The following is a 23,685-nucleotide window of genomic DNA, read 5'->3' as shown; positions in this document are numbered from 1 at the left end:
CGACAAACATTAACCAAAAGCCCTCACAACGTCCAACATCTTAGTTCGAATAACATAGACTCCGCCGTGTAACCCCGTAACGCTCTAATTTATAAAAGTAGCTATCTGGATCACCTTCCCGAGTCAACCTGACACAGCGGACCCGCGCCGGTCTTCCCGCGGGCACTGGGCAAACCGGGCGCGATAGCTGCGGGTGAAATACGAGGGTGATTCGAAGCCGCAGGCGATGCTGACTTCCAGCACGCTCATGTCGGTCTGGCGCAGCAGTTGCCGGGCCTTTTCCAGGCGCAGCCCCAGGTAGAAGTTGCTCGGCGTGTCGTTCAGGTGCAGGCGGAACAGGCGTTCGAGCTGACGCCGGGTGACCTTGATCGACTCGGCCAGCTGCAGGGTGCTCAGGGGCGGCTCGCTGTGTTGTTCCATCTCGCCGATCACCTGCACCAGCTTCTTGTTGCGGATGCCGTAGCGGGTGGCGACTTCCATGCGCTGGTGGTCCTTGCGCGGACGGATGCGTCCGAGCACGAACTGTTCGCTGACCTGGATCGCCAGCTCCGGGCCGTGGGCCTGGCCGATCAGGTCGAGCATCATGTCGATGGACGCGGTGCCGCCGGCCGAGGTGATGCGCCGTCGGTCGATCTCGAACAGCTCCTGGGTCACGCTGATCTGCGGATAGGACTCCTTGAACGCCTCGATCGCTTCCCAGTGCAGGGTCACGCGGTGGCCTTCGAGCAGCCCGGCTTGTGCGAGGACCACGCTGCCGGTATCGATGCCGCCCAGGGTCACGCCCTCCACATCCAGGCGGCGCAACCAGTGCACCAGCGCCGGGGTGACGAACTTCAGCGGCTCGAAGCCGGCCACCACCAGCAGGGTCGCGCCCTTCTTCAACGGCTCCAGCGCCGCGTCGGCGTTGACCGACATGCCGTTGCTCGCCAATACCGCGCCACCATCGGCGCTCAGCACATGCCAGCGATACAGCTCGCCGCGAAAGCGATTGGCCACGCGCAGCGGCTCGATGGCCGAGATGAACCCGATGGCCGAGAAGCCCGGCATCAGCAAGAAATAGAAATCCTGGGACATGGAACGCACTCGGATGACGGGCAGCGTGGCCACTGTGATACGCCGTTTCCACGCCGGGTTCAAGACCAAGGTCGCCGCAGTGCAAGAGCCGGTCGCCGCTGTGCGTTTTCAGCGCCCGCCGGCTGCGTAACGTGGCATCACCGGCGCACATAGACGCCGGAACCGACAATAACGACCTGCCGAGGAAACCTTCATGAAACGACTGATCAGCAGTTGCGTCCTTGCACTCAGCGGTACCGTCTTTCTCAGCTCCGGCGCCATGGCCGCCGACGCCGCCAGCTGCCAGAACGTGCGCCTCGGCGTGGTCAACTGGACCGACGTGATCGCCACCAGCGCCATGGCCCAGGTACTGCTCGACGGCCTCGGCTACAAGACCAGGCAGACCAGCGCCTCGCAGCAGATCATTTTCGCCGGCATCCGCGACCAGCGCCTGGATCTGTTCCTCGGCTACTGGAACCCGCTGATGACCCAGACCATCACCCCCTTCATCGAAGCCAAGCAGGTCAAGGTGCTGGCCGAGCCCAGCCTCAAGGACGCCCGCGCGACCCTCGCCGTGCCTACCTACCTGGCGGACAAGGGTCTGAAAACCTTCGCCGACATCGCCAGATTCGAGAAGGAACTGGGCGGCAAGATCTACGGCATCGAGCCCGGCTCGGGCGCCAATACCCAGATCAAGGCAATGATCACCAAGAACCAGTTCGGCCTGGGCAAATTCCAGCTGGTCGAATCCAGCGAGGCCGGCATGCTCGCGGCGGTGGATCGCGCCGTGCGACGCAAGGAAGCCGTGGTGTTCTTCGGCTGGGCGCCGCACCCGATGAACGTCAATGTGCAGATGACCTACCTCACCGGCAGCGACGACGCCCTGGGCCCGAACGAAGGCATGGCCACGGTGTGGACCGTCACCGCGCCGACCTACGCCGAACAGTGCCCGAACGTCAGCCGGCTGCTGAGCAACCTGACCTTTAGCGCCGAGGACGAGAGCCGCATGATGCAACCGCTGCTCGACCACAAGGACGCCCTGGAATCGGCCAGGCAATGGCTGGCCGAGCATCCGCAGGACAAGGCGCGCTGGCTCGAAGGGGTCACCACCTTCGACGGCAAGCCCGCCGCCGACAACCTGAAACTGACCAGCCAATAACCACCCCGAACTCCCTCTGCGCAGCGCCAAACGGCTGCGCAGCGACCCACCACGCCTGTAAGGAACCCGCACCATGAACCACGACGTCATCATCACCTGCGCACTCACCGGTGCTGGCGACACAACCGCCAAGAGCCCCCACGTGCCGGTCACCCCGAAACAGATTGCCGCCGCCGCGGTGGAAGCGGCCAAGGCCGGCGCCACCGTGGTCCACTGCCACGTGCGCAACCCGGACACCGGCAAGTTCAGCCGCGACGTCGCGCTGTACCGCGAAGTGATGGAGCGCATTCGCGAAGCGGACGTCGACATCATCGTCAACCTCACCGCTGGGATGGGCGGCGACCTGGAGATCGGCGCCGGCGAAAACCCGATGGAGTTCGGCCCCAACACCGACCTGGTCGGCCCGCTGACCCGCCTGGCCCACGTCGAGGAACTGCTGCCGGAAATCTGCACCCTGGACTGCGGCACCCTGAACTTCGGCGACGGCGACACCATTTACGTGTCCACCCCGGCGCAACTGCGGGCCGGCGCCAAGCGCATCCAGGAACTGGGGGTGAAGGCCGAGCTGGAGATCTTCGACACCGGCCACCTGTGGTTCGCCAAGCAGATGATCAAGGAAGGCCTGCTGGACGACCCGCTGTTCCAGCTGTGCCTGGGCATTCCCTGGGGCGCGCCGGCCGACACCACCACCATGAAGGCCATGGTCGACAACCTGCCGGCCGGCGCGGTCTGGGCCGGCTTCGGTATCGGCCGCATGCAGATGCCGATGGCCGCGCAGGCGGTGCTGCTGGGCGGCAACGTGCGGGTCGGCCTGGAGGACAACCTGTGGCTGGACAAGGGCGTACTGGCGACCAACGGCCAGTTGGTGGAGCGCGCCAGCGAGATCCTCAGCCGCCTCGGCGCCCGCGTCCTGACCCCGGCCGAGGGCCGGGCCAGGATGGGCCTGCGCAAGCGCGGCTGACCCCGATATCCCTTCTTCTGTAGGAGCGAGCTTGCTCGCGAAAAATGGCTGCATCCGATGCAATTTCTGCGTCTGGAAGATTGCCATCGCGAGCAAGCTCGCTCCTACAGGAAGACCGTGAACTCTTTCAGGAAATGACCATGAGCTTTATCACCGAGATCAAAACCTTCGCCGCCCTGGGCAGCGGTGTCATCGGCAGCGGCTGGGTATCGCGCGCCCTCGCCCACGGCCTGGACGTGGTGGCCTGGGACCCGGCGCCCGGCGCCGAGGCGGCCCTGCGCAAGCGTGTGGCCAATGCCTGGGGCGCCCTGGAGAAACAGGGCCTGGCACCGGGCGCTGCGCAGGATCGCCTGCGCTTTGTCGCGACCATCGAGGAGTGCGTGAAAGACGCCGACTTCATCCAGGAAAGCGCCCCGGAACGCCTGGAGCTGAAACTCGAGTTACACGCCAAGATCAGCGCCGCGGCCAAGCCCAATGCGCTGATCGGCTCCAGCACCTCCGGCCTGCTGCCGAGCGAGTTCTACGAGAGCTCCACCCACCCGGAACGCTGCGTGGTCGGCCACCCGTTCAACCCGGTGTACCTGCTGCCGCTGGTGGAAGTGGTCGGCGGCAAGAACACCGCGCCAGAAGCCGTGCAGGCCGCGATCAAGGTCTATGAATCCCTGGGCATGCGCCCGCTGCATGTGCGCAAGGAAGTCCCGGGCTTTATCGCCGACCGTCTTTTGGAAGCGCTGTGGCGCGAGGCCCTGCACCTGGTCAACGACGGCGTCGCCACCACCGGCGAAATCGACGACGCGATCCGCTTCGGCGCCGGCCTGCGCTGGTCGTTCATGGGCACTTTCCTGACCTACACCCTGGCCGGGGGCGATGCCGGCATGCGGCACTTCATGGCCCAGTTCGGCCCGGCCCTGCAACTGCCGTGGACCTACCTGCCGGCCCCGGAACTGACCGACAAGCTGATCGACGACGTGGTCGAAGGCACCGCCGAGCAGCTCGGCACCCACAGCATTTCGGCGCTGGAGCGCTATCGTGATGACTGCCTGCTCGCCGTGCTCGAAGCGGTTAAAACCACCAAGGCCAAACACGGCATGAGCTTCAGCGAGTAACCCTGACGCCCCCTGTAGCCGCTGCCGCAGGCGGCGATAAGGCTCGAAGAGCCTTCCGAGGGCCGCAAGAGCGCGTCTCCTGCGGAGCCGATCGCAGCCTGCGGCAGCGGCTACAGGTTCAGCCCGCCATTTTCGTGAGCCCATGACATGCCCGTACTCACCACCTACACCACCCGCATCAGCCCCGACTGGGTCGATTACAACGGCCACCTGCGGGACGCCTTCTACTTGCTGATTTTCAGCTACGCCACCGACGCCCTGATGGACCGGCTGGGCATGGACAGCAACCACCGCGAAGCCAGCGGCAACTCGCTGTTCACCCTGGAGCTGCACCTCAATTACCTGCATGAAGTGAAGCTCAATACCGAGGTCGAAGTGCGCACCCAGATCATCGGCCACGACCGCAAGCGCCTGCACCTGTACCACAGCCTGCACAAGGTCGGTGACGACCTGGAACTGGCCGGCAACGAGCAGATGCTGCTCCACGTCGACCTCGCCGGCCCGCGCTCGGCGCCGTTCAGCGAGTCGGTGCTGCAGTGCCTGCAGGCCATCGCCGCCGAGCAGGCCGACCTCCCCGCCCCCGCCTGGATCGGTCGGGTGATTGCCCTGCCGCCGGAAAAATAACCGCCCATAAGAAAGGACCGCACCGTGAATACCTCCACCGCTTTTGCCGACTTCCGCAGTTACCCGTTGATCAGCGCGTTGACCGCTGTACAAGCCCAGGCGGACCGTGTTCAGGTGCAGTGGGCCGACGGTCGCTCGAGCCCCTTTCATCATCAGTGGCTGCGCGACAACTGCCCCTGCGCGCACTGCGTGTACAGCGTGACCCGCGAGCAGGTGCTGGAGATCGTCGACGTCGCCGAAGGCCTGGCCCCGGCCGCCAGCCGGATCGACGCCCAGGGCTGCCTGAGCATCGACTGGCAGGACGGTCACCTCAGCCGCTTCGATCCGGGCTGGCTGCGGGCCCACGCCTACGACGATGAAAGCCGCGCCGAGCGCCGCGCGCGTCGCCCGCACAGCCAGCTGTGGGACAGTCGGCTGCAACTGCCGGTGTTCGAGTACCAGGCGCTGATGGAGGATTCCCGGGCGCTGTTGCAATGGCTGCTGGCGGTGCGCGATATCGGCCTGACGCAGGTCCGTGGCGTGCCCACCGAACCGGGGTCGCTGGCCCAGGTCGCCAAGCGCATTGCCTTTATCCGCGAGAGCAATTTCGGCGTGCTGTTCAACGTGCAATCCAAGGCCGACGCCGACAGCAACGCCTACACCGCCTTCAACCTGCCGCTGCACACCGACCTGCCGACCCGCGAGCTGCAACCGGGCCTGCAATTCCTGCATTGCCTGGTGAACGATGCCGAAGGCGGCGAAAGCATCTTTGTCGACGGTTTTGCCATCGCCGACGCCTTGCGCCGCGAAGACCCCGAGGCGTTTCGCGCGCTGTGCGAGATTCCCGTGGAGTTTCGCAACAAGGACCGCCACAGCGACTACCGCTGCCTGGCGCCGGTGATCGCCCTGAATACAGTGGGCGAGGTCGCGGAGATCCGCATGGCCAACTTCCTGCGCGGGCCGTTCGAGGCCTCGGTGGACGACATGCCCCGGCTCTACCACGCTTATCGACGTTTTATCGTCATGACCCGCGAGCCGCGCTTTCGCCTGATCCAGCGCCTCAACCCGGGCGAGCTGTGGTGCTTCGACAACCGCCGCACCCTGCACGCGCGCAACGCCTTCGACCCCGCAACCGGCGCGCGGCATTTCCAGGGTTGCTACATCGACCGCGACGAGTTGCTGTCGCGGATCCTGGTGTTGCAGCGCTAGACCGCGTCGCGTCAATCGCGAGCAAGCTCGCTCCTACAGAGGCGATGTCGTACCCAGCATCGTGCTACGACGCGAACCTGTAGGAGCGAGCTTGCTCGCGAAAAAACCTCCCAGGCAGCCCCTTTTTCCCAGACAAAAAAAGACCCCGATCAAGCCGTGACAGGATCGGGGCAGAGGAGGTTTTCTGAGGAGCCGACACGAGGGTGACCAAACCTTCGATGACCGAGCTGGAATCCAGTGTGCCCAGTCGCCTTCAAGCCAAGTTAGCCGAAAACGACCTGTTCATAGGCATCCCGGCCATTGCGACAATTCGCCCTTGCCGACTGTCCGGGTGGCTACCAGAATCGGCTCACGACCACGCTCCCTGAACAAGGATAAGAGTCATGATGCACGCGGATCTGATTGACCAGGACGACCTGCTCGGCCAGCTGAGGGCCCTGGGTTTTGAAATGCCGGCCGGCGCCACGGCCGACCAGGCCTGCGAGTGTGCGGTGCGCGGCTTGAGCGATGCCCGGGCCAAGGCCCTCAAGGGCATGGTCGAGCAGATGCTCACCGGCAATGCGACCATCCTGCCGGCCGTGCGCCAGGCCATCGACAAACAACTGTTGCCGGCCCTGGCCCAATTCCAGAACAGCCGCGCCTGAGCCTTCGCCGGGCGCGGATCGCAGAGTAGAGTGCGGTGCCTGCAAGCCAAGGAGCCGCCCCCATGATTCGAATCGAACCCTGCCAGTCAGCCCATCAAGCGGGCTGGCTGTCATTGCGCCAGGCGCTGTGGCCCGACTGTCCGGCCGAGGAACACCGGGACGAAATCGCCCGCTTGCTGGGCGACCCGCGGCGCTATATCAACCTGCTGGCTTATACCGCCGATGGGCAGCCAGTAGGGTTGGCCGAGGCTTCGTTGCGCCACGACTACGTGAACGGCACCGAGCATTCGCCGGTGGTGTTTCTGGAGGGTTTGTACGTCAGCGCCGAACAACGGCGCCAGGGCATTGCCGAACGACTGATCGATGCCGTCGCCCAATGGGGACGGGAGCAGGGCTGCGTGGAAATGGCTTCGGATACCGGCCTGGAAAACCTGGTGAGCCAGACCGTGCACAAGGCGCTCGGTTTCGAGGAAACCGAGCGCGTCGTGTACTTCAGGAAAAGCCTGTGATTACAGCCTGACGCTGGCAAAGGTCGATTCGTTGCGCGCCTGGCTCAGCGAGGACATCGGGCCAGCCAGCACCAGCGCCTGCGGAATCGGCATCATCGCCACCTGTTGGGCGGTGTTGGAGCCCACGCGTTCGTCACGCGGAGGAATGCCGAAGTACTCGCGGTAGCACTTGGAGAAGTGCGGCGTGGAGACAAAACCGCAGACCGAAGCCACTTCGATGATCGACATCGGCGTCTGCTTGAGCAGCTGGCGGGCGCGGATCAGCCGCAGCTTCAGGTAGTAGCGCGATGGCGAGCAGTGCAGGTATTTCTGGAACAGCCGCTCCAGCTGGCGACGGGATACCGAAACGTAGACCGCCAGTTCGTCGAGGTCGATCGGCTCTTCCAGGTTGGCTTCCATCAGCGCGACGATTTCCTGCAGTTTCGGCTGGTTGGTGCCGAGCATGTGCTTGAGCGGCACGCGCTGGTGATCCTGCTCGTTGCGGATACGTTCGTAGACGAACATTTCCGAGATCGCCGCCGACAGTTCACGGCCGTGATCGCGGCTGATCAGGTGCAGCATCATGTCCAACGGCGCGGTGCCGCCGGAACTGGTGAAGCGATTGCGGTCGAGGGTGAACAGGCGGGTGCTCATGGCCACCCGCGGGAAGGCTTCCTGCATCGAGGCCAGGCATTCCCAGTGCACGCTGCAATCGAAGCCGTCGAGCAGGCCGGCGCAGGCCAGGGCCCAGCTGCCGGTGCAGACCGCGCCGAGGCGACGGGACTGGCGCGCCTGGCTTTGCAGCCAGGACACATGTTCGCGGGTCACGGTGCGCTGGATGCCGATGCCGCCGCAGACGATCACGGTGTCCAGGGCCGGGGCTTTGTGCATGGAGGCGTCGGGGGTGATCTGCAGGCCATCACTGGCCCAGACCTGGCCGCCGTCGACGCTGAGGGTGGTCCAGCGATATAGCTCGCGGCCGGACAACTGGTTGGCCATGCGCAGCGGCTCGACCGCGGACGCCAGGGAAATCAGCGTGAAATTGTCCAGCAGCAAAAAGCCGATGGATTGAGGCGCACGGTTCTGGGGTTGAGCCCCGGAGTTGAACGTCGTCATCGCGGTATCTCCTCACACAAAGCAGGTGATGGCCTCAGGCGGAGGCTCTTGTTATTGCCATCATTCTCACGCGGGAGACGGGCTTTGTGATGACAGAGCAATTGCCATGCCTAAAATTGAATGGCCATTCAATAACTCCTGAAAACGACGTCGCGATGCGTCTATATAAGCCGTGCGCAATGTGCGGGTTATCAGTGCCGAATCGGCCGTGGAGGGCCCTGGGCCGGTGGCTGTGAGCAAATCGGTAGCACTTGTGGGAACGGCGAGAAACGTCCCGGGAAAAGAGTGTCACCGCAAGCACAGGTGGGCGCTCAGCCGAGGTCAGCAAAAAACCTGACCGATGGGCCTTGGGACTTACCTGTTTGCGACGCTCCAAAAGGTGGCGTGGGCGTCGCGAGGTGTTCAATTTATGAGCAGAACCCGGCTGACCTGACGGATGAATTCTACTTGTGGTTGGCGGTAAAAAGCCTGACGTCATCGCGAGCAAGCTCGCCCCTACAGGAGAACGCAGCACCTTGTAGGAGCGAGCTTGCCCGCGATGAACTGCGCAGCAGTCCCGCTGTTAAAGCATCAACACTCCACGGCGCTGACCGCCAAGCCGCCGCGGGATGTCTCCTTGTATTTGTCATGCATGTCGGCGCCGGTATCGCGCATGGTGCGGATCACCCGGTCCAGGGAAATGAAGTGCTGGCCGTCGCCGCGCAGGGCCATTTGCGCGGCGTTGATGGCCTTCACCGCGGCAATTGCGTTGCGCTCGATGCACGGCACCTGTACCAGGCCGCCGACCGGATCGCAGGTCAGGCCGAGGTTATGCTCCAGGCCGATTTCCGCGGCATTGCACAGCTGCTCCGGCGACGCCCCGAGAATCTCCGCCAGACCAGCGGCGGCCATGGCGCAGGCCGAGCCCACCTCGCCCTGGCAGCCGACTTCGGCGCCGGAGATCGAGGCGTTTTTCTTGCAGAGGATGCCCACCGCCGCCGCGCCGAGGAAAAAGTCCACCACGTTGGCGTCGGTGACGTCCTCGCTGAAGCGCATGAAGTAATGCAGCACCGCCGGGATGATCCCCGCCGCGCCGTTGGTCGGCGCCGTCACCATGCGTCCGCCGGCGGCGTTTTCCTCGTTCACCGCCAGGGCGAACAGGTTGACCCACTCCATGGCGCTCAGGGTCGAGCCGATCACATTGGGTTTGTTCAACTCCTGCAGGCTGCGGTGCAGCTTGGCCGCGCGGCGCCGCACATTGAGCCCGCCGGGCAGGATGCCTTCGTGTTTCAGGCCCTGCTCGACGCAATCCTGCATGGCCTGCCAGAGCTTCATCAGGCCGGCGCGGATCTCCTCCTCCGAACGCCAGACCTTCTCGTTGGCCATCATCAGTTCGGCCACCCGCAGGTTGTGCTTCTGGCACAGGCTCAGCAGCTCCACGGCGCTGGAGAAGTCATAAGGCAATTCGGTGCGATCCAGGTCCACCACGCCGCTGCTGGCCTGGGCTTCGTCGACGACAAAACCGCCGCCCACGGAATAATAGGTATCGCGGTGCAGTTCCCCGGACTCGCCTTCGGCCACCAGGGTCATGGCGTTGGGATGGAACGGCAGGTTCTCGTCGATCAGCAGCATGTCGCGCGCCCAGACGAAGGGAATCGGCAGGCGGTTGTCGAGCAGCAGGGTATTGGTTTCGCGCAGGGTCTCGATACGACAGCCGATCTGCGACGGATCGATCGCATCCGGCCATTCGCCCATCAGCCCCATGATCACCGCGTTGTCGCTGCCGTGGCCGATGCCGGTGGCCGACAGCGAACCGTAGAGCCGTACCTCGATGCGGCGCACCTGCTCCAGCAGGTCTTTTTCCCGCAGTGCCTGGACGAACAGCGCCGCGGCACGCATGGGCCCGACGGTGTGAGAACTGGAGGGGCCGATGCCGATTTTGAACAGATCGAAAACACTGATAGCCATGACTGCGAAACTCCTCGATGAGCACACGCCGGGCGCCAAAACGCCCGGTGGCGAAGCTGCTACGCTCAAGCAGTAATCCGCCGAGATACGCGCATCATCAGGCTTTTGCAGTGTCGTTCGACGTCTCACACCGACTCACTCATGCCCACCAACGCCGTGGCCCGCCGACCTCTGGTTTCGGCCGTTTTTTTGCGGTTCAGATGGGCAAAAAGTGCTGAAAAAAGCTGTAAGCGACCTCACCGACACTGGATGCGACCCTCCCTGTACTGGATACGACGCACCCTGTAGGCGTCAGATTTTCACTGGTACATGATCAGTCTCGACTCGATTGCAAGGCACTGTGGTAGAGCTGTCCCACTCGCCCCAACCGCAACACTTATAAGTGCGGTCAGATACACCGCCAGAAAACACCCAGGAGTCCACCCCATGAAAGGTTCCCCGTCGTTGTTGTTGGCCGCCATGCTGAGTCTGCCGCTTCTGGCGCACGCCGCAGAACCGGCGCAATGCAGCACCGTAAACTTCTCCGATGTCGGCTGGACCGACATCACCGTCACCACCGCGACCACCAGCGTCGTGCTCGATGCCCTTGGCTACAAGACCAAGACCACGATGATTTCCGTGCCGGTGACCTACAAGTCCCTGGCCGATGGCAAGAACATGGATGTGTTCCTCGGCAACTGGATGCCGACCATGGAAAACGACATCAAGCCCTACCGCGATGCCGGCACCGTGGAAACCATCCGCGCCAACCTGGAGAACGCCAAGTACACCCTGGCGGTCCCGGAAGAGCTGTACAACAAGGGCCTGAAGGATTTCGCCGACATCGCCAAGTTCAAGAAAGAACTGGACGGCAAGATCTACGGCATCGAGCCGGGTAACGACGGCAACCGCATGATCCAGAGCATGATCGACAAGAACGCCTTCGGCCTCAAGGACGCCGGCTTCAAGGTGGTCGAGTCCAGCGAGGCGGGCATGCTGTCCCAGGTCGAGCGCGCGCAACGGCGCAGCACCGCGGTGGTGTTCCTGGGCTGGGAACCGCACCCGATGAACACCCGCTTCAAGATGAAGTACCTGACCGGCGGCGACGAGTTCTTCGGCCCCAACTACGGCCAGGCGACCATCTACACCAACACCCGCAAGGGCTACGCCGAGGAATGCAGCAACGTTGGTCAGTTGCTGAAGAATCTGTCGTTCACCCTGAACATGGAAAGCACCCTGATGGGTAACGTCCTGGACGACAAGATGAAGCCCGAGGCGGCCGCCAAGGCCTGGCTGAAGAAAAACCCCGAGGTACTCGATACCTGGCTCGCTGGCGTGACCACCATTGACGGAAAACCTGGCCTGGAGGCCGTGAAAGCCAAGCTTGCACAGTAAGTCGCTTATGCCGGGTGGGGTCGCCCGCCCGGGCTGTTTATTCCTTGCATGCGGACGTTCAATACCATGCTCATTGATCAGAAAATCCCTTTAGGCCAGTACATCGCTGCCTTCGTCGAATGGTTGACGCAACACGGCGCCAACACATTCGATGCGATCGCATCGACCCTGGAAACGATGATCCACGGCGTGACGTTTGCGCTGACCTGGTTCAACCCCCTGGCCTTGATCGGCCTGATTGCCTTGCTGGCGCACATCATTCAACGCAAATGGGGCCTGACGGCCTTCGTCGTGCTGTCCTTCCTGCTGATTCTCAATCTGGGTTACTGGCAGGAAACCATGGAAACCCTGGCCCAGGTGCTGTTCGCCACCCTGGTCTGCGTGCTCATTGGCGTGCCGTTGGGCATCGTCGCCGCGCACAAGCCGATGTTCTACACCATGATGCGTCCGGTGCTCGATCTGATGCAGACCGTGCCGACCTTCGTTTACCTCATTCCTACCCTGACCCTGTTCGGTCTGGGCGTGGTACCAGGCCTGATTTCCACGGTGGTGTTCGCCATTGCCGCGCCGATCCGCCTGACCTACCTGGGCATCCGCGATGTACCACAAGAGTTGATGGACGCCGGCAAGGCCTTTGGCTGCTCCCGCCGTCAACTGTTGTCGCGTATCGAGCTGCCCCATGCCATGCCGAGCATCGCCGCCGGCATCACCCAGTGCATCATGCTGTCGTTGTCGATGGTGGTGATCGCGGCCCTGGTGGGCGCCGATGGCCTGGGCAAACCCGTGGTCAACGCACTGAACACCGCCGATATCGCCCTGGGCTTCGAAGCAGGCCTGGCAATCGTACTGCTGGCGATCATGCTCGACCGTATCTGCAAACAACCCGAAGCCAAAGTAGGGGGTGACGCATGAGCATAATCCGCTTCGATAACGTCGACGTTATCTTCTCCAAGGATCCACGCGAGGCGCTCAAGCTGCTGGATCAGGGCATGACCCGCAACGAGATCCTGAAAAAGACCGGCCAGATCGTCGGTGTGGAAAAGGCCAGCCTGGACATCGAGAAAGGCGAAATCTGCGTGCTGATGGGCCTCTCCGGCTCCGGCAAGTCGAGCCTGCTGCGCTGCATCAACGGCCTCAACACCGTGAGCCGCGGCAAGCTGTTCGTCGAGCATGACGGCAAGCAGATCGACATCGCCTCCTGCACCCCGGCGGAACTGAAGATGATGCGCACCAAGCGCATCGCCATGGTGTTCCAGAAGTTCGCCCTGATGCCCTGGCTGACCGTTCGCGAGAACATCAGCTTCGGCCTGGAGATGCAGGGCCGGCCGGAAAAGGAACGGCGCAAGCTGGTGGACGAGAAACTCGAGCTGGTGGGCCTGACCCAGTGGCGCAACAAGAAGCCCGACGAGCTGTCCGGCGGCATGCAGCAGCGTGTCGGCCTGGCCCGCGCCCTGGCGATGGACGCCGACATCCTGCTGATGGACGAACCTTTCTCCGCCCTCGACCCGCTGATCCGCCAGGGCCTGCAGGACGAACTGCTGGAACTGCAACGCAAGCTGAGCAAGACCATCGTGTTCGTCAGCCATGACCTCGACGAGGCCCTGAAGCTGGGCAGCCGCATCGCCATCATGAAAGACGGCCGGATCATCCAGTACAGCAAGCCGGAAGAAATCGTGCTGAACCCGGCGGACGACTATGTGCGCACCTTCGTCGCCCATACCAACCCGCTCAATGTGCTCTGCGGTCGCAGCCTGATGCGCACCCTGGACAACTGCAAACGCATCAACGGCTCGGTGTGCCTGGACCCGGGTGGCGACTCCTGGCTCGACCTGGCCGAGGGCAACACCATCAAGGGCGCACGCCAGAACGGCGCGAGCCTCGACCTGCAGAACTGGATCCCGGGCCAGGCGGTGGAAGGCCTGGGCCGCAAGCCGACCCTGGTCGACTCCAATATCGGCATGCGCGACGCCCTGCAGATCCGCTACCAGACCGGCAACAAGCTGGTGCTGCACGACAACAACAAGGTGGTGGGGATCCTCGGCGACAGCGAGCTCTACCACGCGCTGCTCGGCAAGAACCTGGGGTAACAGCGACACGCAAACAAAAACGCCGCGACATCGATCGCGGCGTTTTTGTTTTATCGGAAATAAAGAGTGCAGGTTTGCTCCCTGTTGCGGGAGCCGGTGTTGCGCTGGGTCAGGGATGGCGCTTCGCGAGCAAGCTCGCTCCTACAGGTCAAATGCAATCCTTGTAGGAGCGAGCTTGCTCGCGATACAGACAACGAGGTGTAACAGGGCTACACCGCGCCTCTCACGTCTTAGCTGTAGACCCGGCCAAGGAGCTGCCGATGGCTTTCGAACTGGTCGAGCACGTCACGGGTGATCTGCTCCTGAGTGAAGCCCATCAAGTCGTATTCCTGGCTGCCGTTGTGCAGGTAGACCTCGGCGCGGTAGTAGCGCGCACGCTCTTCGGGCGCATCGGCCGATTCGCTCGGCGCCGCCAGGTAGCCGTCCAGGCTCACTTCATAGACAAACGGGTTGCCCTCTTCCATCTCGATCCGCACGCCCATGCAACGCTTGGACTTGCCCAGCAGGGTTTGCACATCCAGGCCCTGGTTGCGCAGCTGGGTCGCGGCTTCTTCCAGTGCCGGCGTCACGTGCTTGTCCATGAAACGCTGGACCACCGCCTGGGTCGGCTGCAGGTCCAGCTGGGTCAGGCGCTCGCTGAAACCACGACGGCCACGGGCCGCCAATTCCGCCTGTTCCTGTTCGATCTGCGTGTCCTGGCGCATGGCCTTGTGCAGGCCGAACATAAAGCACACCAGCACCACCGAGAACGGCAGGCCGGCCAGCACCACCATGGTCTGCATGGCTTCGAAGTTACCGGCGAACAGCAGGCCGACGGTCACCAGGGTGATCACCACCGACCAGAAGATCCGCAGCCAGTGCGGGGCGTCTTCATCGACGTTGCCGCCCTTGCAAGACAGGTTGGCCATCATCACCGCGCCGGAGTCGGCCGGGGTCAGGAACAGCACGAAGCCGACGAAAATCGACACGCCGATGACAATCTTCGACGCCGGGTAATGATCCAGCAGCTGGTAGATCGCCATGGACGGCTGTTCCAGCGCCGTCTTGCCGAGTTCCACCGCGCCATGGTTCATCACCAGGTCCAGGGCCGAGTTACCGAACACCGACAGCCAGGCCAGGGTGAAGCCCAGCGGAATCAGCAGCACGCCCGCCACCAGCTCGCGCACGGTACGGCCACGGGAAATACGCGCGATGAACATGCCCACGAATGGCGCCCAGGAAATCCACCAGGCCCAGTAGAACAGGGTCCACAGGCCCAGCCAGCGGTCGGACTTGGCGCTGTCGCCTTCGTACACATAGAGGTCGAAGGTCTTGAGCACCACACCGTTGAGGTAATCGCCGACGTTTTGCACGAAACCGTTGAGCAGGTGCAGGGTCGGACCAAACAGCAGCACGAAGATCAGCAGGCCGCTGAACAGCACGATGTTCAGGTTGGACAGGCGGCGAATGCCGTTTTCCACACCCGATACCGCGGCGATGGTGGCCACGGTGCTCATGACGATGATCACGATCAGCAGGTTGGTGTTGCTGTGTTCCATGCCGAACAGGTTTTCCAGGCCGGAAGACACCTGCATCGAGCCGATGCCCAGGTTGGTCACCAGGCCCAGCAGGGTCACGAACATGCCGAAACCGTCCACCGCGTGGCCGGCCGCGCCTTTGACCCAGCGCTCGCCCACCAGCGGGTAAAGCGCCGATCGCAGCGCCAGCGGCTGGTTGTGGCGGTAGGCAAAGTAGGCCACGGCCAGGCCGACCAGGGCGTAGATCGCCCAGCCGTGCAGGCCCCAGTGCAGGAACGTCAGTTGCAGCGCCGAACGCGCGGCCTGGTTGCTGCCCGGTACGCCTTCAGGCGGATTGAAGTAGTGGTCCAGCGGTTCGGAAGCGCCGAAGTACAGCAGCGAAATGCCGATACCGGACGAAAACAGCATGCCGGCCCAGGCGCCATAGCTGAAATCCGGAGTGTCTTGCTTGGTCCCCAGCTTGAGTTTGCCGTAGGAGGAAAACGCCAGGCCGACGACGAACACCAGGTAGGCGGCGATCACCACCATGTAGTACCAGCCGAAGCTGCGGGACAACCAGGCCTGGGCAATGCCGAGCAGTCTGCCGGCCTCTTGCGGGGCGATGATCAGAATGGCGGTCAGCAACAGGATCAGCGCGGTAGAGGTGTAGAACACCCAACCGTTGACCCGCACCTTTTCCGGTGGGGTCTTTATAAGAGAGGCAGAACTCATGGCACAGATGCTCCAGGCAGTGCGAGAGAAGAACACAAGGCAACACGGCACCCGACCAATCGGTTAGTTGGCAGCCGACCGACGGGTGATATAAAGACACCCCGAAAAAAGCCCGAACCCGCAGGGGTTGCGTTGAGAACCAGCGTCGAAGGCCTTGTGCAAACGTGCAGTTCGTCACCTGGCCTTAAGCGTCTTGCCCATTCAACACATCCGTCCTCACTGGTTCACGCCATGCCCTGCTTGGGTTTCAGACTTTTTCGGAGGTCGCTTTTCCGCCATCTACACGCAGGAAGGACCTGGAGGCAGCGACGATTTGTCGCAGATCTTATTCTTTGTTGATTGAACGTTCAATCAAAACAAAATAGACTGGCCCTCACGCCGGTAGCCGTTTCACGACTGCCAGCAGGCCTAAGGAGATGTGCAAGATGCCCAAGGTCGGTATGCAACCCATACGCCGCCAGCAGTTGATCGAAGCCACGTTGCTGGCGGTCGATCAGGTCGGGATGGGGGACGCCAGCATTGCGCTGATCGCCCGTTTGGCCGGTGTCTCGAACGGCATCATCAGTCATTACTTTCAGGACAAGAACGGCCTGATCGCCGCCACGGCGCAGTATCTGATGAGTGTCCTCAGCGAGAACGTCACCGCGCGCCGTCAGGCGCTGGAGGACAGCAGCCCGCGGGCGCACCTCCAGGTGATCATCGAAGGCAACTTCGACGCCAGCCAGGTCAATGGCCCGGCAATGAAAACCTGGCTGGCCTTCTGGGCCACCAGCATGCACCACCCGTCTTTGCACAGGTTGCAGCGGATCAACGATCACCGCCTGTATTCCAACCTGTGCTGCCAGTTCCGCCGCGTCCTGCCGCTGGATGATGCACGCAGCGCAGCGCGAGGCCTGGCAGCCCTGATCGACGGTTTGTGGCTGCGCGGCGCGCTGTCGGGAGACTCTTTCGACACCGAGCAGGCGCACCGGATCGCTTACGAATACATGGATTTCCAACTGGCTAAGCAGGAGCGCTAGAGCACATTACAAGACGCTCGGCCCCCTGAACTGCCACTGACCAGCGCGCCCAGGCTACACGGCACGCCCAGTGGTGAACGCCAACCACTCATGCACTTGCGAGGACTATCAACATGGCCCGTTTCGAACTGCAAAAACTCTACATTGACGGCGGCTACACCGACGCCGGCAGCGACGCCACCTTCGATGCCATCAACCCGGCCAACGGTGAAGTTCTCGCTCAAGTGCAACGTGCGACTAAAGAAGACGTCGAGCGCGCTGTCGTCAGCGCCGAAAAAGGCCAGAAGATCTGGGCCGCGATGACCGCCATGGAGCGTTCGCGCATCCTGCGTCGCGCCGTGGACATCCTGCGCGAGCGCAACGATGAACTGGCTGCCCTGGAAACCCTGGACACCGGCAAGGCCTACTCCGAAACCAAGTATGTCGACATCGTCACCGGCGCCGACGTGCTGGAATACTACGCGGGCCTGGTACCGGCCATCGAAGGCGAGCAGATCCCGCTGCGCACCACTTCGTTCGTCTACACCCGTCGCGAGCCGCTGGGCGTCGTGGCCGGTATCGGCGCGTGGAACTACCCGATCCAGATCGCCCTGTGGAAATCCGCGCCAGCCCTGGCGGCCGGTAACGCGATGATCTTCAAGCCAAGCGAAGTCACTTCGCTGACCACCCTGAAACTGGCCGAGATCTACACCGAAGCCGGCGTTCCGGCTGGCGTGTTCAACGTCCTGACCGGTAGCGGCCGCGAAGTCGGCACCTGGCTGACCGAACACCCGCGCATCGAGAAAGTCTCCTTCACCGGCGGCACCGACACCGGCAAGAAGGTCATGGCCAGCGCTTCCAGCTCCTCGCTGAAAGACGTGACCATGGAACTGGGCGGCAAGTCGCCGCTGATCATCTTCGACGACGCCGACCTGGATCGCGCCGCCGACACCGCGATGATGGCCAACTTCTACAGCTCCGGTCAGGTCTGCACCAACGGTACCCGCGTCTTCGTACCGAGCCACCTGAAAGCCGCTTTCGAAGCCAAGATCGTCGAGCGCGTCGCGCGCATTCGCGTTGGCAACCCGGAAGACGAAAACACCAACTTCGGCCCGCTGGTCAGCTTCGCCCACATGGAAAGCGTGTTGGGCTACATCGCCAAGGGCAAGGAAGAAGGCGCCCGCCTGCTGTGCGGCGGCGAACGCCTGACCGACGGCGCATTCGCCAAAGGTGCTTTCGTGGCGCCGACCGTGTTCACCGACTGCACCGACGAGATGACCATCGTTCGCGAAGAAATCTTCGGCCCGGTGATGAGCATCCTGACCTACGAAACCGAAGAAGAAGTGATCCGTCGCGCCAACGACACCGACTTCGGCCTGGCCGCCGGTGTGGTAACCCGTGACCTGAACCGCGCGCACCGCGTGATTCATCAGCTCGAAGCCGGTATCTGCTGGATCAACGCCTGGGGCGAATCCGACGCCAAGATGCCGGTCGGCGGCTACAAGCAGTCGGGTGTTGGCCGTGAGAACGGCATCAGCTCGCTGAACAACTTCACCCGCATCAAATCGGTACAGGTCGAGCTGGGCGACTACGCCTCGGTGTTCTAAGACACCCAGCCTGAACGACAAACCCTGTAGCCGCTGCCGAACTTGCGAGGCTGCGACAAGGCCCGTAGGGCCTTCGAGAGCCTCAAGAGCGCGTCCCGTTCCGGGCCGATCGCAGCCTTCGGCAGCGGCTACAGGTTTATTGATCGTCCGATCTGACCCCATCTCAAAGAGGGTGCATTCAATGTCCCAAGAATACGATTACATCATCATCGGTGCCGGCTCCGCCGGTAACACCCTGGCGACCCGTCTGACTGAAGACGAAGGCGTCACCGTGCTGCTGCTCGAAGCCGGCGGCCCGGACTACCGTTTCGACTTCCGCACGCAGATGCCGGCCGCCCTGGCGTTCCCGCTGCAAGGCCGTCGCTACAACTGGGCCTACGAAACCGACCCGGAGCCACACATGAACGGTCGCCGGATGGAATGCGGCCGCGGCAAGGGCCTGGGCGGCTCGTCGCTGATCAACGGCATGTGCTACATCCGCGGCAACGCCATGGACTACGACGGCTGGGCAAAACTGCCAGGCCTGGAAGACTGGACCTACCTGGACTGCCTGCCGTACTTCCGTAAAGCCGAAACCCGCGACATCGGCCCGAACGACTACCACGGCGGCGACGGCCCGGTCAGCGTGACCACGCCGAAAGCCGGCAACAACCCGCTGTTCCACGCCATGGTCGAAGCCGGCGTGCAGGCCGGTTACCCGCGTACCGAAGACCTCAACGGCTACCAGCAGGAGGGTTTCGGCCCGATGGACCGTACCGTGACGCCTAAAGGCCGTCGCGCCAGTACCGCCCGCGGTTACCTCGACGTGGCGAAAAAGCGTTCGACCCTGAGCATCGTCACCCACGCCCTGACCGACAAGATCCTGTTCGAAGGCAAGCGTGCCGTTGGCGTGCGTTACCTGGTCGGTTCCGCCGAAGAGCGCGTCGAAGCCCGTGCCCGCAAGGAAGTGCTGCTGTGCTCCGGCGCCATCGCCTCGCCACAGATCCTGCAACGTTCCGGCGTCGGCCCGGCCAAGCTCCTGGAAAGCCTGGACATCCCGGTGGTCCACGACCTGCCGGGCGTTGGTGAAAACCTGCAAGACCACCTGGAACTGTACCTGCAGTACGCCTGCACCCAGCCGGTCTCGCTGTACCCATCGCTGCTCTGGTACAACCAGCCAGCCATCGGTGCCGAGTGGCTGTTCAACGGCACCGGCATCGGCGCCAGCAACCAGTTCGAAGCCGGCGGTTTCATACGCACTCGCGAAGAGTTCGAATGGCCGAACATCCAGTACCACTTCCTGCCGGTGGCGATTAACTACAACGGCAGCAACGGTGTAAAAGAACACGGCTTCCAGGCGCACATGGGTTCCATGCGCTCGCCAAGCCGCGGCCGGATCCAGCTCAAGTCGAAGAACCCGCGCGACTACCCGAGCATCCTCTTCAACTACATGGCCACCGAGCAGGACTGGCAGGAATTCCGCGACGGCATCCGCCTGACCCGGGAAATCATGCAACAGCCGGCGCTGGACGCCTTCCGCGGCCGCGAAATCAGCCCGGGCATCGAAGTGCAGACCGACGAGCAACTGGATAAATTCATCCGCGAGCACGCCGAAACCGCGTTCCACCCATCCTGCTCGTGCAAGATGGGCACCGACGAAATGGCCGTGGTCGATGGCCAGGGTCGCGTGCATGGCATGCAGGGTCTGCGCGTGGTCGATGCCTCGATCATGCCGATCATCACCACCGGCAACCTGAACGCGCCGACGATCATGATGGCCGAGAAAATCGCCGACAAGATCCGTGGCCGTCAGCCTCTGCCACGCAGCAAGGCCGCCTACTACGTGGCGGGCGATGCCCCGGTACGTGGCAAGCCGGTACGTGAAGTGAGCGCTACCGCGCAGTAACTTCGAACGGCGCCGATCGCAACGATCGGCGCCCTTTTGCTGTATCCGACCTGTAGCCGCTGCCGCAGGTTCGGGCCGCGTTCGGACGATCGGCGGCGCAGCCGACGTAAACCAGCCACCACGATTCACCAGGCAAGAACCCGATTGCCGAATCACAGCCCTTGGCCACAACTACAGTTCTCCAACATTTCCCTGCCCCTCCCCGCTTGATACCGCCCATCGCACAGGCCTAATCTAGGCGCTCGCAGCATTCCCCAGCACCTTTTCCGACCTGGCTTCAAAGCCCTTCGGGCTTTATCGCGAGCAATCGAGCGTCGACCGGCTGCTCCTACAGAAAACCCCTGGCCCGACGCCCGCTTGCTCTCGATAAGGCCTGCAACAGCCAGACTGTTCACATGGAGGTTCCTCAGATGTTCGATTTCCACCCCCAGCTCAAGCAGCGCTTCGCTGCCTTGCGCACGGGCGCCGAATTCTTTTCCCTGCGCTACGTGCGCGAATCCGGCCAGTACCTGTCGGTGCGCAAGAACGTCGCGGAGCCGCCGAGCCTGAGCCGCGACGAAGGCGCGATGCTCACCGTGCGGGTCAATGGCGTCGAGGCTTACGCCGCCACCAACGACCTGTCGCAAAGCGGCCTGCAGACCGCGCTGCAACGCGCCGAGCAACAAGCCCGGCTGATCGCCGCCCACGCCCTGCTTGACCTGCGCGAACAGGCGGTGTCCAGCGACCGCGGCGACTACTTCTCGCCCAACCTCGACCAACCCTTTCCCTCCCTGAGCGACTGCTACCAGTTGCTCGGCGACGAATCCGCGGCCGTGCCCAAGGACGAGCGCCTGGTGAACTGGCAGGTCAGCCTCGGCCTCACCCAGGTCGAGCAGATCTACCTCAACAGCGCCGGCGCCGAACTGCGCCAGGCCCAGCGCTTCGTCTACCCGGGCATGGACGTCACCGCCTACGACGGCAGCGACAGCCAGACCCGCAGCCTGGGCCGCGAGAACTTCGGCCAGCAGGGCGGCGCCGACGTAATCAGCCGCTGCGGGCTGATCGGCGCCGGGGCCCAGGTCGCCGACCAGGCGCTGCAATTGCTGCTCGCGCCCAATACGCCCCAGGGCCCGCGCGACCTGTTGCTGATGCCGGACCAGATGATGCTGCAGATCCACGAATCCATCGGCCACCCGCTGGAGCTGGACCGCATCCTCGGCGACGAGCGCAACTACGCCGGCACCAGCTTCGTGAAAAGCAGCGACTTCGGCAGCCTGCAATATGGCTCCAGCCTGCTCAACGTGACCTTCGACCCGGACATTCCCGAGCAACTGGCCAGCTACGGCCATGACGACGATGGCACGCCCGCCAGCAAGCAGTTCCTGATCAAGCAGGGCCTGCTGCTGCGCCCGCTGGGCGGCGCGCTCTCGCAATTTCGCGCCGGCCTCGACGGCGTGGCCAACAGCCGCGCCTGCAGCTGGAACCGCCCGCCCATCGACCGCATGGCCAACCTCAATATCGAACCCGGCGACCAGCCGCTGGAGAAGCTGATCGGCGGTATCGAGAACGGCATCCTGATGTCCACCAACCGTTCCTGGTCCATCGACGATGCGCGCAACAAGTTCCAGTTCGGCTGTGAATGGGGCCAGTTGATCGAGAACGGCGAACTCAAGGGCGTGGTGAAAAACCCCAACTACCGGGCGATTTCCGCGCACTTCTGGAAAAACCTCAGCGCCGTCGGCGACGCCAGCACCTTCCAGGTCCTGGGCACGCCGAACTGCGGCAAGGGCGAGCCGAACCAGGTGATCCGCGTCGGCCATGCCTCGCCGGCCTGTGTGTTCAGCCATGTCGATGTATTTGGAGGAGATGCCTGATGAGTACGTCCCTGAATCAGGCCGAGCAGTTCAAGGCCTTGGTGGACTGGCTGCGCGATGCCGTGCGCGAGCCCGAACAGTTCACCCTGAGCTACGCCGCCGAGTCTTCGCAGTTCATCCGTTTCAACCACGCCAAGGTGCGCCAGGCCGGGCAAGTGCAGCAGGCCAGCCTCGGCTTCAAGCTGATCGACGACGGGCGCCATGCCGACCTCGAGATCACCCTCGCCGGCGACCCGCAGGTCGATGTCCAGCGCCTGGCCGAAGGCCTGCAACAGTTGCGCGAGACCCTGCCGCTGCTGCCCCGGGACCCGTACCTGCTGCTCAACCCCGATGCCTGGAACACCCACAATGTGCAGGAGCACCCGCTGCCCAGCAGCGAGCAGGTAGTGGCCGAAATCGGCCAGGCCGCCGCCGGGCTGGACCTGGTGGGGTTCTATGCGGCCGGCCCGATCAGCCGGGGTTTTGCCAGCTCCTCGGGAGCCTTTGGCTGGCACCAGGCCAACAGCTTCAACTTCGACTTCAGCCTGTTCCACGAGAATGGCCAGGCCGTCAAAGCCAGCTACGCCGGGCATGAATGGAGCAGCCAGGGCTTCGCCCAGCGCTTCCAGCAGGCCCGGGAACAGCTGGCGTTTCTCGGACGACCGCTGCGCACCCTGGCGCCCGGGCAGTATCGCGCCTACCTGGCGCCGGCGGCCCTGGAGGAAATCATGGGCATGCTGAGCTGGGGCGGGTTTTCCGCGCAGTCCATCGCCAGCAAACACAGCCCGCTGCAAAAGCTCTATGCCGGCGATGCCAGCCTGAGCCCCCTGGTGTCGCTGGACGAGCAGGTCAGCGGCTCGTTGAGCCCGGCGTTTTCCGATGAAGGCTACCCGCGCAGCGACCTGTCGCTGATCGCCGGCGGCGTCGCCCAAGGGCAACTGATCAACTCGCGCAGCGCCGCCGAATACCGCCTGGCCACCAACGGTGCCGGCAGCGGCGAATACCCCAGCGCGTTGAACATGGCGCCCGGGCAGTTGTCGCAGCAGGAGATTCTCAAGCAACTGGGCACCGGCCTGTACATCAGCAACCTGTGGTACCTGAACTACTCGGACCAGCCGGCGGCGCGCCTGACCGGCATGACCCGCTTCGCCACCTTCTGGGTGGAGAACGGCGAAATCCAGGCTCCGGTCAGCACCATGCGTTTCGATGACAGCGTCTACAGCCTGCTGGGTTCGCACCTGGAAGGCCTGACCCGGGAGCGCGAGCTGCTGCTGTCGGCCAGTACCTACAGCCAGCGCCAGACCGCCTCGGCGCAATTGCCGGGCGCGCTGGTGAGCCGGCTGACGCTGACCTTGTAACCGCTGTCGCACGCAAATCTCGCTCCTACG

General features: G+C 63.4%; 19 protein-coding genes. 15 read left to right on the top strand and 4 right to left on the bottom strand.

What is annotated here, in order from left to right; all coding sequences use genetic code 11:
* Positions 1–123 precede the first annotated feature (123 nt).
* Positions 124–1,074: a GlxA family transcriptional regulator gene (locus BM019_RS19965; protein ID WP_092419519.1), complete on the bottom strand. Its 951-nt coding sequence runs from the start codon at positions 1,072–1,074 to the stop codon at positions 124–126.
* A 193-nt stretch (positions 1,075–1,267) separates the two neighbouring features.
* Here BM019_RS19965 and choX point away from each other — a divergent pair, with 193 nt between their 5' ends.
* From choX to aac(6'), 7 genes are all read left to right on the top strand, one after another.
* On the top strand, positions 1,268–2,212 hold the full coding sequence (choX, locus tag BM019_RS19960) for a choline ABC transporter substrate-binding protein (protein WP_092419516.1): 945 nt from the start codon (positions 1,268–1,270) through the stop codon (positions 2,210–2,212).
* A gap of 73 nt (positions 2,213–2,285) precedes the next feature.
* Positions 2,286–3,173, top strand: coding sequence for a 3-dehydrocarnitine:acetyl-CoA trimethylamine transferase CdhC (locus BM019_RS19955; protein ID WP_092419513.1), 888 nt, complete (start codon positions 2,286–2,288; stop codon positions 3,171–3,173).
* A gap of 140 nt (positions 3,174–3,313) precedes the next feature.
* A complete protein-coding gene (locus tag BM019_RS19950) occupies positions 3,314–4,279 on the top strand; it encodes an L-carnitine dehydrogenase (protein WP_092419510.1) in 966 nt (321 codons plus the stop codon).
* Between the two features lie 147 nt (positions 4,280–4,426).
* Positions 4,427–4,903, top strand: coding sequence for a thioesterase family protein (locus tag BM019_RS19945; RefSeq protein WP_092419507.1), 477 nt, complete (start codon positions 4,427–4,429; stop codon positions 4,901–4,903).
* 24 nt (positions 4,904–4,927) lie between these two features.
* The gene (locus BM019_RS19940; protein WP_092419504.1) at positions 4,928–6,091 is read left to right on the top strand and encodes a gamma-butyrobetaine dioxygenase; all 1,164 of its coding nucleotides are present in this window, start codon (positions 4,928–4,930) and stop codon (positions 6,089–6,091) included.
* 383 nt (positions 6,092–6,474) lie between these two features.
* A complete protein-coding gene (locus tag BM019_RS19935; protein ID WP_007925996.1) occupies positions 6,475–6,735 on the top strand; it encodes a hypothetical protein in 261 nt (86 codons plus the stop codon).
* A gap of 62 nt (positions 6,736–6,797) precedes the next feature.
* The gene (aac(6'), locus tag BM019_RS19930; RefSeq protein ID WP_092419501.1) at positions 6,798–7,244 is read left to right on the top strand and encodes an aminoglycoside 6'-N-acetyltransferase; all 447 of its coding nucleotides are present in this window, start codon (positions 6,798–6,800) and stop codon (positions 7,242–7,244) included.
* Here aac(6') and BM019_RS19925 read toward each other — a convergent pair whose 3' ends face one another.
* Together BM019_RS19925 and BM019_RS19920 are read right to left on the bottom strand one after the other, a co-directional pair.
* Positions 7,245–8,339, bottom strand: a complete 1,095-nt coding sequence (locus BM019_RS19925) for a choline metabolism transcriptional regulator GbdR (protein WP_009045963.1) — start codon at positions 8,337–8,339, stop codon at positions 7,245–7,247.
* 570 nt (positions 8,340–8,909) lie between these two features.
* Positions 8,910–10,286 carry an L-serine ammonia-lyase gene (locus BM019_RS19920; protein ID WP_085533052.1) on the bottom strand — a complete coding sequence of 459 codons (1,377 nt, stop codon included), beginning with the start codon at positions 10,284–10,286 and terminating at the stop codon, positions 8,910–8,912.
* 426 nt (positions 10,287–10,712) lie between these two features.
* Between BM019_RS19920 and BM019_RS19915 the strand changes: the two genes are divergently transcribed.
* The 3 genes from BM019_RS19915 to choV all read left to right on the top strand — a co-directional run bounded on the left by BM019_RS19915 (position 10,713) and on the right by choV (position 13,747).
* On the top strand, positions 10,713–11,660 hold the full coding sequence (locus BM019_RS19915; protein ID WP_007925988.1) for a choline ABC transporter substrate-binding protein: 948 nt from the start codon (positions 10,713–10,715) through the stop codon (positions 11,658–11,660).
* A 66-nt stretch (positions 11,661–11,726) separates the two neighbouring features.
* On the top strand, positions 11,727–12,572 hold the full coding sequence (choW, locus tag BM019_RS19910; RefSeq protein ID WP_007925985.1) for a choline ABC transporter permease subunit: 846 nt from the start codon (positions 11,727–11,729) through the stop codon (positions 12,570–12,572).
* Positions 12,569–13,747: a choline ABC transporter ATP-binding protein gene (choV, locus tag BM019_RS19905; RefSeq protein WP_009045965.1), complete on the top strand. Its 1,179-nt coding sequence runs from the start codon at positions 12,569–12,571 to the stop codon at positions 13,745–13,747. The genes choW and choV overlap by 4 nt, the downstream gene beginning before the upstream one ends.
* 230 nt (positions 13,748–13,977) lie before the next feature.
* Here the strand turns inward: choV and betT are convergent, their stop codons facing one another.
* Entirely contained in the window at positions 13,978–15,975 is a 1,998-nt protein-coding gene (gene betT, locus BM019_RS19900) for a choline BCCT transporter BetT (RefSeq protein WP_007925980.1), read from the bottom strand.
* A 425-nt stretch (positions 15,976–16,400) separates the two neighbouring features.
* Between betT and betI the strand changes: the two genes are divergently transcribed.
* The 5 genes from betI (at position 16,401) to BM019_RS19870 (ending at position 23,655) form a co-directional block, all read left to right on the top strand.
* A complete protein-coding gene (gene betI, locus BM019_RS19895) occupies positions 16,401–16,994 on the top strand; it encodes a transcriptional regulator BetI (RefSeq protein ID WP_009045966.1) in 594 nt (197 codons plus the stop codon).
* A gap of 113 nt (positions 16,995–17,107) precedes the next feature.
* The gene (gene betB, locus BM019_RS19890) at positions 17,108–18,580 is read left to right on the top strand and encodes a betaine-aldehyde dehydrogenase (RefSeq protein ID WP_007925976.1); all 1,473 of its coding nucleotides are present in this window, start codon (positions 17,108–17,110) and stop codon (positions 18,578–18,580) included.
* Between the two features lie 181 nt (positions 18,581–18,761).
* On the top strand, positions 18,762–20,465 hold the full coding sequence (betA, locus tag BM019_RS19885; protein WP_009045967.1) for a choline dehydrogenase: 1,704 nt from the start codon (positions 18,762–18,764) through the stop codon (positions 20,463–20,465).
* A gap of 410 nt (positions 20,466–20,875) precedes the next feature.
* On the top strand, positions 20,876–22,318 hold the full coding sequence (locus BM019_RS19875; RefSeq protein ID WP_092419498.1) for a TldD/PmbA family protein: 1,443 nt from the start codon (positions 20,876–20,878) through the stop codon (positions 22,316–22,318).
* Positions 22,318–23,655 carry a TldD/PmbA family protein gene (locus tag BM019_RS19870; RefSeq protein WP_092419495.1) on the top strand — a complete coding sequence of 446 codons (1,338 nt, stop codon included), beginning with the start codon at positions 22,318–22,320 and terminating at the stop codon, positions 23,653–23,655. The genes BM019_RS19875 and BM019_RS19870 overlap by 1 nt, the downstream gene beginning before the upstream one ends.
* Positions 23,656–23,685: the final 30 nt, after the last annotated feature.

The sequence above is a fragment of the Pseudomonas sp. NFPP07 genome (assembly GCF_900115645.1).
Taxonomy (GTDB): domain Bacteria; phylum Pseudomonadota; class Gammaproteobacteria; order Pseudomonadales; family Pseudomonadaceae; genus Aquipseudomonas; species Aquipseudomonas chlororaphis.
The sequence above is the reverse complement of the archived record's forward strand: the minus strand, read 5'-3'. Positions and strand labels throughout refer to the sequence as shown.